Below are 13,848 nucleotides of genomic sequence, written 5' to 3' on the forward strand. Positions count from 1 at the left end.
GCGCCAACTACGCCCGGGGGAGGGTCCGGGTTCCGCCGCTGCCCCGCTCCGGGGGAAGCGGCCGCCGGGTCAATATTTGTCGCGGCGCGGCTTGTGCTGGCGCTTGCTGGGCAGCTGGTCCGCCATGGTGGCGCCGCGGTGGCCCTGCGGGCGCGGGCGGCCGGTGGTGGAATCGACGCCGGTCTGGCGCTCGGCCTCCGCATTGATCTCCGCGCCGATCAGCACCGCATAGCAGGAGACGAACAGCCACATCAGCAGCACCACGACGGCACCCAGCGCGCCATAGGTCGCGTTGTAGTTGGCGAAATTGGCGGCGTAGAGCCCGAACCCCAGCGTTGCGACGAGCCACAGCAGCGTCGCCGCGACCGACCCGACCGACAGCCATTGCCACTGGGCACGGGCACGATCGGGGGCATAGCGATAGATGAAGGCAAAGGTGGAACTGGCGATCACGATCGCGACTGCCCAGGTCAGGACCTGGATGGTGACCACCCCCGCACGACCGAGGATGTCGGCGGCATTCTGGAGATAGGCCATGGCACCGGCGGAAAGCAGGCCCACCAATGCCGCGAACACCGCCCCCAGGGTCAGCAGGGCCGAGGCAAGCGTGGTCTGGATGAAGTTGCGGCTCTCATCCTCCTCATAGATGACGTTCAGGGCCTGGATGATCGCACTGGCCGCGCGCATCGCGCCATAGATCGAGAGGACCAGCGCGATGACGAGGCCCAGCCCCGCCTTGGAAGCCGCGGTCGTGGAGACCGCGATCAGCTGGTCCGAGATCAGCCGCGCGGCGTCGGCCGGCACCAGCTCGAAGATCGTCTGCATGTGCCCCGAAACCGTGCTCGGATCGGCGATCAGCCCATAGGTCATTACGATCGCACCGAGCAGCGGCACGAACGAGAGGAAGGCGTAGAACGCGACCCCGGCCGCCATCAACGAGAGATTGTGATAGCCGTCCATGGAATAGACCCGCTTCAGGATCGACTTCCACGCCGGCCAGGGATGCCGCCACGGGTGCGTCGATTCGACCCCCGGGATTTCACGGGGCTCGGGATGCAGCTTCGTCTCGGTCGGATCGACGTCCTGGACCTCCTGGTCGACGGCAGGCGTGTTGCCGGATGGGGTTGCGGCGTCGGTCATCTGGCTTCCTCATGTTCGATCGTCACGCCTGCAACGCGCGCCGTCCCGATTGGGATGCAGGTTAAACAAGTCGAGGGATGGGGAACCAAGAAGCACCGCTAATGGTTAGAGGATCTCGGGGAGAGGCGTGTTATTGCGCCCTTGAGCGTATTGGGGATCGTGTTGGGGGACAGTCGTCGTCAGCTGTACTGGAGCTTGCTGGCCAGTACTTTTGTAGTGCCGTCTGCGTTGGCGGCGCCCGCCGTGCAGCTTTCGAAGCCGCCGGCCAACGCGGCCGGGGGTGCGCCCGCGAGCGCGCCATCCTCCCAGGATGATCAGGCTACCACGTCCCAGCCGCAGGGCGACATCGTGCCCGAGGCGGAGTTTGACACGTCGCTGCCGCCGCTGAGCGGGGACATCAACGCCCCGCTCGAGCCGATGCCGGCATCGCCTTCGACCACCCCGGCGCAGGCAACGTCTCCTGCGGCACCGACCGTGCAGTTTGGTGCCCCGGGCACCGCGACCGAGACCATTCCGGACGCGCCTTTGCCCGAGGAGGCCGAACTCACGCAGCCATTGCCGCCGATCGCCACCTTCGACGCGACCCCGGTCGAGGTCGCGGGCGTCGACGACAAGGCTGCGGCCGAGATCCGCTACCGGGTGACCGTGAACGGGCTGGAGGATATCGACACGCTCAAGCGGTTCGATGAGCTCTCGTCCCTGAAGAAGGACGGTAACAAGGCCGCCAACGCTGCCATGATCAGCGCCCGTGCGCGGGAGGACGAGCAGCTCGCCGTCCGCATCCTGCATGCCGAGGGCTATTATGATGGCACTGCCGTCGCGATTATCGAGCAGGCTCCGGAAGGCGGCTATGTCCAGGTGACGATCAACGTCACGCCGGGGCAGCAGTACAAGCTCGCGTCGGTCAAGGTAGACGCTCAGCCGACGATCCCCCCCAACCTCATCGAGAAGGAGCTGCCGCTCAAGGTCGGCGAGCCGATCATCGCGGAGCGGGTGCAGGGCGCGGAAGCCAATGTCAGCCTCAAGCTGCCGCAGCAGGGCTATCCGTTCGTGAAGCTCGGCGAGCGGGACATCCTGCTCGACGAGCAGACGGTCACCGGCGACTATACGCTCCCCGTCGACACCGGGCCGCGTTCGTCGTTCGGCAGCTACACCACCGACGGCAAGCTCGCGTTCGATGCGAAGCACGTCGGCGTGCTGGCGCGCTTCAAGGCCGGCGAACTCTACGACAACCGCAAGGTCGACGATCTGCGCGATGCGCTGATCGGGACCGGCCTGTTCTCCAACGTCTCGGTCGAGCCGGTGCGCACCGGCGAGATTGCACCCGACGGCACCGAAGTCATCGACATCGCCGTGCACCAGACCGCCGGCCCACCGCGCACGCTGGCGGCGGAGGCGGGCTACAACACCGGGCAGGGCCTCCGCGTCCAGGGCTCGTGGACGCACCGCAATCTGTTCCGGCCGGAGGGCGCGCTGATTGTCGCCGGCGTGGCGGGTACGCAGGAGCAGGGGCTGGGCGTGACCTTCCGGCGCCAGAACGCTGGCAAGCGCGACCGGACCGTCAGCCTGACGGCAGGGGCGCTGCACTCCAACTACGATGCCTATGAGGCATTCACCGCGAAGCTGGCGGGGCAGATCTCGTACGATTCGACCCCGATCTGGCAGAAGCGCTTCAACTATTCCTATGGCTTCGAGCTCCTCGGCACGAACGAGGACGTGTGGAGCTTTGAGAAGAACAAGCGCGACCGCGGGACCTATTTCATCGCGGCGCTGCCGCTCTTCGGCGGGTACGACGCCTCCGACGATCTTCTCAACCCGACCACCGGCTTCCGCCTGAAGCTCAACGCCAGCCCGGAAACGTCTGTGCGCGGCAACGTGCGGCCCTACGGCCGCTTCATGGTGGAAGGCACGGCCTATTATCCCGTCACCTCCAGCCTGGTGATGGCCGGACGTGCACGTGCCGGCACCATCGTCGGCGTGGCCCGCGACGATCTCGCGCCGTCGCGGCGCTATTACGCCGGCGGCGGCGGCTCGGTCCGCGGCTATGGCTATCAGGAACTGGGGCCGCTTGCGCCCGACGGCGATCCGATCGGCGGCCGCAGCCTCAACGAGTTCTCGATCGAGGCGCGCTACCGGTTCGGCAACTTTGGCGTGGTGCCCTTTGTGGACGCGGGCCAGGTCTATGAAGGCTCGATGCCCAAGCTCTCCAATCTGCGCTTCGGCGTCGGCATCGGCGGTCGCTTCTACACCAACTTCGGTCCGCTCCGCGTGGACGTCGCGACCCCGGTGAACCGTCGTGAGGGTGAGCCAAAGGTCGCCCTCTACATCTCGATTGGGCAGGCGTTTTAATGGCCGAGGAAGTGATCCGCGAGAACAGCGCCGGCGGCGAACGGGTCGTCGTGATCGATCGCCGGCCCCTGTGGCAGCGCATCGCCAAATGGGTAGCCATCGTCCTCCTGGGGCTGGTCCTGCTGCTGGTGGTGGCAGTAATCGGGCTCAATACCCGGCCCGGCCAGGGCTTCCTGGTGCGCCAGATCAACAATTTCGCGACCGCCTCGGGCCTCAAGGTCCATGTCAGCCGGATCGAGGGTTCGCTCTACGGCGCGATGGTGATCCACGACCTGGAGTTGCGCGACACCAAGGGCGTGTTCGCGTCCTCGCCGCAGGTCGCGGTCGACTGGCGTCCGTTCGCGTTCATCCGCAGCCACGTCGATGTGCGCTCGCTGACCAGCCCGTTGATCCGCTACGATCGCAACCCCGTCCTGCTGCCGACGCCGCCCAGCGCGTCCGAGGGGCCGTTGCTCCCGGACTATGACATCGACGTCAACAAGCTCGCCATCGGCCGGCTTGAGATCGGCCCTGCCGTTGCCGGTCGGCGCTACATCGCAAAGATCGACGGGCAGGCGCATGTCGCCGACCGGCGCGCACAGATCCAGGCAAACGCCGCGACCATCGCCGGCGGTGGCGCCGCAGGCGGCGACCAGCTTGTGCTGCGCCTCGACGCGGTGCCAGAGGACAACAAGTTCGACGTCAACGTCCGCGTGTCCGCGCCCAGCAATGGCCTCGTCGCAGGGCTGGCGGGCCTGAAGGCTCCGCTGACGCTGAACGTCGGCGGCCGCGGCGCGTGGAGCGACTGGCGCGGGCGTGCAGCGGGCACGCTCGGTGGCGAGCAGATCGTCGACCTCAACATCCTGGGCCGTTCGGGCAATTTCCAGGTTCGCGGCTTTGCGCGTCCCGGCCTTTATCTTGAGGGGCCGGTCGAGCGGCTGACGTCGCCCCGGCTTCAGATCGCGCTCGATACCGCGCTTGATGAGCGGGTCGTGGATGCCAAGCTTCGATTGCGCTCGGACGCGCTGTCGGCGGCGACGGACGGCAAGATCGACCTCGGCAAGAGCCGCTTCGGCAACTTCCGGGTAGAGGCGATGCTCCTCACCCCGGGTTCCATCGCACCCAATCTCAACGGCCGCTCCGTGCGCGCGGCCGTCGTCCTCGACGGTCCGTTCCGCACCCCGATCGTGGACTACAAGGTCCAGGCAGCTGCGCTCGGCTTTGGCGAAACCGTCGTCGAACAGCTGTATGCCGAGGGTAAGGCGACCGTCGACAGCGAGCGTATCCTGATCCCGATCAACGCAAAGGCGCGTCGTATTTCAGGGCTCAACGCCGCGATCGGCGGGCTCGTCACCAACGTTTCGATCAACGGCGATCTGGCGATCAGCAACGGCGACCAGGTGCTCTCCGACAATCTGCGGCTGCGGTCCGACCGCATCGACGCAACCGCCATTGTCGCCGCCAACCTTTCGACCGGCCGCTACACCGGCGCGCTGAAGGGGCGGGTGAACGATTATGAGATCGCGAGCATCGGGATCATCAATCTTCAGACCGATGCCGATCTCTATACCGCGCCCAATGGCGGCTACGGCATTCGCGGTCGCGTGGTCGCGCAGACCAAGCGCCTGTTCAACGACGGCATCCGCAACTTCCTGGGCGGCAATGCCACCACGTCCGCGAACATCGCCTACAGCCCGGAAGGCATCATCAGCTTCACCAACCTGAAGCTGCGCGCCCCCCAGTTCCGCATCAACAATGGTTCCGGGCGCTATGATCCCGCAGGGCCGTTGCTGGTCAACGCGGACGCCTATTCGACCCAATATGGCCCGATCACGGCGCGCGTCTCCGGCTCGATGGCGGCGCCCGTAGTGCAGCTGCGCGCAGCGCGACCAGGCGTGGGCATCGGCCTCGTCGACCTCAAGGCGGACGTGCGCGGGCAGGGGGATCGCTATGCGATCGTCGCCTCGGGCGGGACCAATTACGGCCCGTTCAACGCGAACGTCCTGCTGAGCACCGCGCCGCGGATGACTGCGGATATCCGCTCTGCGCGCTTCGCCGGCGTCGACATCAACGGCCGGGTACAGGCGACCGACGCCGGGCCGTTTGCGGGTCGGCTCAATTTCTCCGGCTCGGGCATCAACGGCGTCGCGAACCTGGGGGCTGTAGGCAAGTACCAGCGTGCCGATATCAACGCGCGTGCGTACAATGCGCGTATCCCGGGCCAGTCCGGCATCACCATCGGGCAGGCGATCCTCACCGGCTCCGCCGTGCTCTATGACCAGCCGCAGATCGTGGCGGATGCCCAAATCGGCAACTTCCGCAGTGGCGACATGGTCGTGACGCGGGCACGCGCAAAGCTGAACTACCGCGGCGGCAACGGCACGGCGCAGCTGGTGGCGGAGGGCTCCTCCGGCGTTCCGTTCCGCGTAGCTGCAAACGCCAGGCTGAGCCCGAACGAGTATCTCGTGGCCCTGCACGGCATGGCAAACAATGTCGGCTTCCGCACCGTCAATCCGGCGCGGATCGTGCCCGGCTCGGGCGGCTATCGCCTGTATCCGACGCGGATCGACTTCGATCGCGGCTCGATGCGGGTTGCGGGGACCTATGGCGCCGGCATGACGCTCCAGTCCCGTCTCGACAACCTGGATGTCAGCCTGTTTAACGCGTTCATGCCGGGTCTCGGCATCGGCGGCATCGCGACCGGCAGCCTCGACTTCGCCCAGCCGAGCGGCGCCAGCTTCCCGCAGGCCGATGTGCGCCTCACCGTGCGCAACTTCACGCGGTCTAGCCTCGCGTCGGTCTCCGACCCGGTCGACATCGTGTTTGCGGGCGATCTGCGGCCCGAGGGCGGCAGCGGCCGGGCGCTGATCCGCCGCGGCACCACCACGATCGGTCGCATGGTCGCCAATCTGCGTCCGTTGGCCCCTGGCGCCGGCGCCTGGACGACGCGCCTGATGGCGGCGCCGCTGTCCGGCGGCATCCGCTACAACGGTCCGGCGGGCGTGCTCTTCTCGTTCGCGGGGCAGCCCAACCAGCAGCTCTCGGGTCCGATCGGCATCGCCGCCGACTTCGGCGGGCGCCTCCAGGCACCGCGCCTGGTCGGCGTCGTCCGCGCCAACAACCTGACCTATGAGAACGAATCGCTGGGCACGCGCCTGACGCAGATGAAGATCGACGGTCGCTTCAACAACGATCGCTTCGAACTCGCGACGCTCACGGCAAAGGCAGGCGACGGCACCATCTCCGCGCAGGGGAACGTCGGCCTCGCTGCCGAGAGCGGCTTCCCGATCGATGTACGGGCGACGCTGAACAAGGCGCAGCTCGCGCGGAGCGACGCGCTTGGCGCCTCGGCTACCGGCGACATCCGCGTCCTCAACAACGCGCAGGGCGGTTCGATTACCGGAGAGCTTTCGATCCCCGAGGCGCGCTACGTCTTCGCCTTCCAGGGTTCGTCGGAAGTCCCCGAGCTGACCGGCGTCCGGCGCAAGAGTGAGGTCCGCGCCGCGGCTCTCGATCCCAAGCCGGCGCCACCCGCGGCTCCCCCGGGGCTGTTCAAGCTCGACCTGCGGGTGCGTGCGCCCAACCAGCTGTATGTTTCCGGCATGGGGCTGGAATCCGAGTGGAAAGCGGACCTCCGTGTCGGCGGCACTTCGGCAGCACCGCGCATTACCGGTGGTCTCGACCTGATCCGTGGCACCTATTCGTTCGCGGGCAAGGAGTTCGACGTCGAGCGCGGCAAGATCAGCTTCGAGAGCGACGACTACACCAATCCGGTGATCGATATCGAGGCGACGACCACCGCAGAAGACGTGACGGCGACGATCCTGGTTGCCGGGACTGCACAGGCGCCGCGCATCTCCTTTACCTCCACGCCCGCGCTGGCGCAGGACGAGGTGCTGTCGCGGCTGCTGTTCGGTCGCTCCGTCACCAACCTGTCGGCGACCGAGGCAATCCAGCTGGCGGCAGCGCTCAACTCGCTGCGCGGCTCGGGCGGCGGCGGGCTCAACCCGCTCGGCAAGCTGCGGTCGGTGATCGGGATCGACCGGCTGCGGATCGTAGGCGGCGACGACGCCACCGGTCGCGGCACTGCCCTGGCTGCCGGCGAATATCTGACGGACAATATCTATGTCGAGATCATCACCGACGCCCGCGGATTCACTGCCACCCAGCTGGAAGTGGCGCTGAGCAAGGCGTTGAGTGTGCTCTCGCAGACCAGCTCGTTCGGCGGGTCGAACGTGAGCGTTCGCTACCGGAAGAACTACTGATCGAGCCTGCTCGGTGGGGGTCCTGTTGGGGGCCCCGCCGGGCAGCGCTCAGCCGAGCAAGGCGAGCGCGGCCGCTGCCGCCGATACTCCGGTCGCGAGCGCGCCGTGGGCGGTGGAAAAGTCGGTCGGGGAGCATGCCTCGCCCGCAAAGAGCAGGCGGTCATCGGGTGCTGCCAGCACCGCGCGCGCATCCGCGTGGCCGGGAAGCGCATGGCTGTACGACCCGCCGAACCCGTCCGCCTGCCCCCAGGCCGAGCCCGCAACCAGCCGCAGCCCATGGGCGAAGTCGGCGCCCAGCAATGCGCCAAGCTCTTCGCGCGCGAACGCTGCGGTAGCGTCCAGCCCTTCAGCCTCCAGCCTCACCGCACCGGGGCCACCGAAGAAGCACTCTACGAGGGGTCGTCCGAACGGCCGCAGATAGTAGCTCCCGGTCTCGGCAGCGCGCGGATTGCCGAGCAGGTGACTCTCGGGCGGCACTGCCTCCGGGTCCGTCAGCCGCAGGAACAGCTTGTTAGCGAGCCCGAGTGGAAGGCGGGCCGCCGCGTGGCAGCGGTCGTCGTATCGCTCAGGCAGACGGATCGCACCGCGCGCAAGCACCGTAGTCGCGACGGTCACGATCACGACACGTGCGCGCAGGCAGCCGCGCGGCGTCTCCAGCGACACCCCATCTCCGTCGTCGCGGATGCGGAGGACCGGCGTTGCGAAGGCCACCGGCACCGGCGGAAGGTAAGAGGCGATCAAGGCGCCATAGCCCTCCGGCACGCGCCAATCCTCGTCGCCCGCCGCGTCGACGTAGGCAAGATAGTCGGCAGCCGAGAGGTCGGAGAGGCTGCTGCCGTTGATGTATCCGCTCAGCGCCTCAAGGTACGCGTTCCATTCGCCCCCGTGGGGCAGCGCGTCCGCTGCGCTATCGCTGGCCGGCGGATCGTCGCGAAGCCGGGCATGCCATTGTTCAAATGCACGGTGAGCAGCAGCCTGGTCCGCTGGCGGAAAGCCGAGATCCTGTAGCTGCGTCGTCCAGGCAGCGTCCCGGCGCTCCACTGCGAAGCCGCTCTGCTCTGCGATAGCGACCCAGGGGTTGCGTCGCGCCGAGTGCAGCCACCCGCAGCCCAGGTCGAGTGGCAAGCCCTCCACACCAATCGTCCAGGCCCGCCCGCCGACGCGGTCGCTCGCCTCCAGTACAAGCACCTCAAGGCCGCGCCCGTTGAGGTGGCGCGCGGCACCGATCCCCGCAGCACCTGCGCCGATAATGGCGACATCGACGTCGTTCATGCGGGCTGCACCTCCTGGTCGCGTTCCAACGCGCGACCGGGTTCGGCTTTCCCCGTCAGACCGCCTTGCTGAAGCGCTGTGCGTCCGTCTGGCGATAGCGGTCAAAGGCGGCTGCGGCGAGCCGGGCATAGGGGCGGCCGTCCGGAAGCACCGTGACGTGGCTGCCGTCGACCCGGACGAGCCCTTCGTCCGCCAGCGCGCGAAGGGCGGGGAGGGCATCAGGCGCCGAGCTCGCGTCGACCCTGCCGTCGCACAGCAGCCGCTCGATCAAGCCCGCACGCAGCCGATCGTCGGCGGAGCGAGCGACGCCCCGAACTGCTGCCAGCCCCCCGTTTGCGACGCGCATCCGGTACTGGCCGACATGCTTCTCGTTCTGGACCAGCAGCCCCTCGTACTGGCTGATCGACGAGGCCCCGAGACCAATGATCGCCTCGCCAGGCTCGTCGGTGAAACCCTGGAAATTGCGGCGCAGCGTGCCCGCAACCGCCGCTTTCGCAAGGCTGTCCTCAGGTCGTGCAAAGTGATCGAATCCGATCGCGACATACCCAGCGGCGACCAGGATGTCATAGGCAAGCGCGCTCTGGGAAAAGCGCTGCGCCGCGTCCGGCAGGGTCTCGTCCGGGATCATCCGCTGCCGCGGCAGCAACCGGGGCATATGCGCATAGCCGAACATCGCGATGCGGTCGGGCGCAAGGTCGAGCGCCGCCGCCAGCGTATCGGCAAGATCCTCGGACGTCTGGTGCGGCAGCCCGTACATGAGGTCCAGGTTTACTGCGGCAATTCCGGCGGCTCGAAGATCGAGCACCGCCTGGCGCACCATTTCATAGGGTTGGATGCGGTTGATCGCGCGCTGCACATGCGGCGCAAAACACTGCGCACCCAGGCTGACCCGGGTTACGCCGGCCCGCGCCAGCGCTTCGGCATAGGTCGCGCCGAGTGTGCGCGGGTCGAGCTCCGCCGCGATCTCCAGCCGATCCGCACAAGCGAAGCTTTGGCGCAGCAGCTCGGTCAGGCGGACGAAATCCTCGGGCGGCAATGCGTTCGGGCTGCCGCCGCCGAAGTGGATGGCGACCACCCGCCCGCGCATCCGCTCTGCGACTGCAGCAACCTCCTGCTCCAGAGCCACCAGATAGGCGTCAAGGCGAGAAGCGCGGCCGATCGCGCCCGTGTTGCAGCCGCAGTACCAGCAGATCTCGTGGCAATAGGGGATGTGGACGTAGAGCGAGACCGGCGTATCCGCGGTGATTGCGCCCAGCGCCTGCGCCTGTTCGGCGGGGCCGACGCCGGCGTGAAACTCCGCCGCGGTCGGATAGCTGGTGTAGCGGGGCACGGAGCGGCGTGCGAGATCGGGCAGATAGCGGTGCATGACGCCCCTTTTCTGCCCCCGCGCGCGCGGGCTCGTTGACCCGCGTCAAAGTCGCGCGCGCGTTTTGACGCGGGTCAACGCTGTCCCGGGGCGCAACCCGCACACAAAGGCTGGAGGTCCCATGACGCAGGTCCAGCAGCTGATCGATACCCCGGCCGTACGCCGATGGCACGTCCTCGACGAGATCGATCTCGTGCCGCTGGTCTCGGACCATGTGCGCACCGAGCGGCTCTGCCAGCATCTCGAGGCGTTCGCCGATCGGCTACCGGACTTGTCCGATGCTGCCGAGCGTACGGACCTCTGCGAAGATCTTCAGGCCTACGCTAGCGGGCACGCGAGCCGTGAGGCTCTGTGGCTCGACGATCTTTTTTGGGGGAAGGGAGGGGCGCTGCAGCATTCCGTGCTGGCGCACCTCCGGGCGCGTCACATCGCCTGCGCGGTTCAGGCGCAGGATCTGCTTGCCGCGCTGCGACCGGAAGCGATGGATCGCGGGCTCTGCGCGGCGACTCTTGGCTATATGATCCGCTGCTTCTTCGACGGTTGCCGCAGCCGGCTAGTCCTCGAGGAACTGGCGGTCTTCACACTCGCGGGGGACCGCGTGACGCCGGCCGCGCGCCTGCTGCTGGAGAGCCGGCTGCAGGTGAGTTGCGGCGCCAACTGAGCGCTTGCGTCAGGCAGGCTCCGCCCGTTGCTCCAAGGCCTCGCGCAGGCGGATCGTCACGGCCCGGCCTCCCGGCAAGGCGATCACGCCCGCGGCCTTGAGCTTGGTCATCTGGCGGCTGACGGTCTCGATCGTCAGGCCCAGCACATCCGCGATCTGTCCGCGCGTGAGCGGCAGGTCGAAGGTGATCGGCCCTTCGGCGGTCGCGCGGCAGGCGGTGCCACCTGCGCGCGCCGCCATGTCGAGCAGGAAGCCGGCGATCTTCTCCTCGGCAGATTTGCGGCCCAGCATCAGCATGCGGCTGCGCGCTTCGTCGAGCGCCGCAAAAGTGCGCTGGAGCAGCAGGCGCTCCATGCGAACATGATCCTCCAGCACCTGCTCGAACTGCTTGCGCGGGAACACGCACAGCTCTGAGTCGGTGAGGGCGGTCACGGTGAAGTCCGCAGAGCCGGCATAGGGCCGGCCGATGAAGTCCGCGGGATAGTGGAGGCCGACAATCTGTTCGCGGCCGTCGGCGGTCGAGGCACTAAGCTTGAGCACGCCGGACAGCAGGTTTGCGCACAGGACGCTTTCGTCCCCCGCCCAGATCACCGTCTCACCCTTGGCCAGCCTCTGGCGGCGTCCCAGCGCGTTCAGTGCCTCGAGTTCCTTGTCGGTCAGGCTGCCGCACAAGGCCATGTCGCGCACCGTGCAGTCCGCGCAGATATCAGTCGCCATGCGGCGCCTATAGCCAAGGTTCTTCCGTTTGTCCTGTGAAACGCGGCCAGGGGCGGAATGCCGTCGCCACGGACAGCAGCCCGCCCCCGGGATTTGTTCAGATGCCGTAGCGGATCTCGACCCCCGGGACGCCCGGCACGTCGACCTCGAACGCGAACAGGTCGCCCGCGTGCGGCTGCTTGGCGCGCTCTTCGGCGGAAAGGTGCTTGGCGGCGGTGGTGGCGTAGAGCGTCTTGCGATCCGGTCCGCCGAAGGCGACCTTGGTGATTGCGCTCACGGGAAAGCGGATCTGCTCCAGCAACTCGCCCTTGGGCGAATAGCGCCGCACGCCCCAGCCGTTGTACAGCCCGACCCAGATACAGCCCTCGGCGTCGACGGTGGGGCCGTCCGGATGTCCCTCTTCGTTGGGGATCGATGCGAACAGCCGCCGGTCGATGAGGGTGCCGTCCTCCGTCACGGTGCAGGCGTAGATCAGCCCCTTGCCGGTATCGACGTGATAAATGGTGCCACCATCGGGGCTGAATGCGGGGCCGTTGGTGATCGCGCAGCAGGGGGTGGAGGCGACGCAGCGCCCGTCCGCACCCAGGCGATAGATGGTGCCGCTCTCCGCGGTTTCGGCATCGTCCATGGTGCCGAACCACAGCCGACCGTGCGGGTCGACGGTGCCGTCGTTCAGCCGGTTGCCGGGCAATTGCGGCTCGGGGTCGATCAGCGGCTCGAACGCGCCGGTCGCCGGATCGAAACGGGCGAGACCGCTCTGGAGCCCGGCGATGAAGCGGCCGTCTGCGCATGGCAGCACAAAGCCGCACTGGCCCGGCGCTTGCCAGTTGCGAAGCGCGTGGCTCACCGGGTCGAGCCGATAGATTCGATAGCTCTTGATATCGACGAACCACAGCGCTGCATCGCGCTCTACCCATACCGGCCCCTCGCCAAGCGGAGCGCCGAGTTGGACAACGCTGACGGGCTCGCTGCGCTGGACTGCCATCACAGCGCCTCCACGCTGCGAGTGCCGGTCGAACGGCTCGAGGCGGGACGGGTAGGGGAAAGCAAAGCGGTCACTGGGTACTGCCCTCTTGTCGTGGCGAGAGGGCGCGCAACCGCAGCAGGGCAACGGGACCGCAGCGTTCCTCTCCTGACGCCGGTTGTGATGTTCCTCCGCAGCATCCGTAGCTGTCTCCACGCTGTCAAGCGCGAGCGCCCCGGCAGGATCGACCAATGGCCTGCAGTTTGCCGCATCGTTAACCCCTCGGTTACCTTGACCTGCGAAGCCGGTGCCGGTTCAGGGGAATGGAAGCGTATCATGTTCAAGTTCCGCAAGCTGCAGCTCCTTGTCGCCGTTGGCGCACTCACGATGGCGGGATGCGCCCGCAAGCCGGAGCCTGCGCCGCCACCGCCTCCTGCACCCGCTCCGGCTCCGGCGCCCGCCCCGATGCCGACTCCGCCCAGCGGAAGCGCGACGGGGCTGAACACGCCGACCGCCTTGCCCGACGGCAGCTATCCCACGCCCAATCGGGCGCTCTCGTCTGCTGGCGCCGTGTGGCACCTGCGCAGCGCGCTCAATGTGGCGGCGCTTCAGTGCAACGTGTCGGATCCGTCCGTCGTCGCCCAGTATAATGCGCTCATCAAGACCCAGGCCAAGACCTTGGCAGCTGCGTACAAGGCCCTGTCGGGTGAGTATCGGAAAGGTGGCGGCGACTGGGAGGACCGGTTCGATGACTCCATGACCCGGGTCTATAATTTCTTTGCGCAGCCTCCCGTCCAAAAGGCGTTCTGCGACCGCGCCGTGCCGATGATGACCGCCGCAGCGGCGCTGCCCGCCGGCGGGTTCGAGAGCTTCGCTGCCGGTGCGCTGGCACAGCTGGACCAGCCGTTCGTCGACTTCTATCGCCGCTACGACATGTACCGCGTCGAACTGGCCGCCTGGAAATCCGGCGGGCAGTCGCCCATCCCGCGCCTGGGCGTAGACCCGGTGGTGCTGCTCGGGTCGAACGAGGTCACCCTGGCAAAGGGCGTGCGGGTGGCATCACGCTGAACCGCCAACATCCCGCGTCGCGGTTTGCATCGGGGGACTTGCGCCGGTTAGGGTAGGTGCTGGACAC

At 67.5% G+C, this 13,848-nt stretch carries 9 protein-coding genes; 4 read left to right on the forward strand and 5 right to left on the reverse strand.

Annotated elements, in window-relative coordinates; genetic code table 11:
* Positions 1-69: 69 nt before the first annotated feature.
* Entirely contained in the window at positions 70-1,140 is a 1,071-nt protein-coding gene (locus QP045_RS08390) for a YihY/virulence factor BrkB family protein (RefSeq protein ID WP_422514528.1), read from the reverse strand.
* Positions 1,141-1,383: 243 nt separating this feature from the next.
* Here QP045_RS08390 and QP045_RS08395 point away from each other — a divergent pair, with 243 nt between their 5' ends.
* Positions 1,384-3,489, forward strand: a complete 2,106-nt coding sequence (locus QP045_RS08395) for a BamA/TamA family outer membrane protein (RefSeq protein WP_422514529.1) — start codon at positions 1,384-1,386, stop codon at positions 3,487-3,489.
* Positions 3,489-7,733, forward strand: a complete 4,245-nt coding sequence (locus QP045_RS08400) for a translocation/assembly module TamB domain-containing protein (RefSeq protein WP_422514530.1) — start codon at positions 3,489-3,491, stop codon at positions 7,731-7,733. The genes QP045_RS08395 and QP045_RS08400 overlap by 1 nt, the downstream gene beginning before the upstream one ends.
* A gap of 48 nt (positions 7,734-7,781) precedes the next feature.
* Here QP045_RS08400 and QP045_RS08405 read toward each other — a convergent pair whose 3' ends face one another.
* The gene (locus QP045_RS08405) at positions 7,782-9,005 is read right to left on the reverse strand and encodes a flavin monoamine oxidase family protein (protein WP_422514531.1); all 1,224 of its coding nucleotides are present in this window, start codon (positions 9,003-9,005) and stop codon (positions 7,782-7,784) included.
* A 55-nt stretch (positions 9,006-9,060) separates the two neighbouring features.
* Positions 9,061-10,371 (reverse strand): oxygen-independent coproporphyrinogen III oxidase, encoded by a 1,311-nt coding sequence (gene hemN, locus QP045_RS08410; RefSeq protein WP_422514532.1) that lies wholly within the window; start codon positions 10,369-10,371, stop codon positions 9,061-9,063.
* A gap of 121 nt (positions 10,372-10,492) precedes the next feature.
* On the opposite strand from hemN, the gene QP045_RS08415 reads away from it, so the two are divergent.
* Positions 10,493-11,032 carry a hypothetical protein gene (locus tag QP045_RS08415; RefSeq protein WP_422514533.1) on the forward strand — a complete coding sequence of 180 codons (540 nt, stop codon included), beginning with the start codon at positions 10,493-10,495 and terminating at the stop codon, positions 11,030-11,032.
* Positions 11,033-11,041: 9 nt separating this feature from the next.
* Here QP045_RS08415 and QP045_RS08420 read toward each other — a convergent pair whose 3' ends face one another.
* Both QP045_RS08420 and QP045_RS08425 read right to left on the reverse strand, forming a co-directional pair.
* Entirely contained in the window at positions 11,042-11,749 is a 708-nt protein-coding gene (locus QP045_RS08420; RefSeq protein WP_422514534.1) for a Crp/Fnr family transcriptional regulator, read from the reverse strand.
* Between the two features lie 97 nt (positions 11,750-11,846).
* Positions 11,847-12,734, reverse strand: a complete 888-nt coding sequence (locus tag QP045_RS08425) for an SMP-30/gluconolactonase/LRE family protein (protein WP_422514535.1) — start codon at positions 12,732-12,734, stop codon at positions 11,847-11,849.
* A gap of 315 nt (positions 12,735-13,049) precedes the next feature.
* Here QP045_RS08425 and QP045_RS08430 point away from each other — a divergent pair, with 315 nt between their 5' ends.
* The gene (locus tag QP045_RS08430) at positions 13,050-13,781 is read left to right on the forward strand and encodes a hypothetical protein (RefSeq protein WP_422514536.1); all 732 of its coding nucleotides are present in this window, start codon (positions 13,050-13,052) and stop codon (positions 13,779-13,781) included.
* Positions 13,782-13,848 lie beyond the last annotated feature (67 nt).

The sequence above is a fragment of the Sphingomonas sp. 3-13AW genome (genome assembly GCF_049311085.1).
Lineage (GTDB): Bacteria > Pseudomonadota > Alphaproteobacteria > Sphingomonadales > Sphingomonadaceae > Sphingomonas.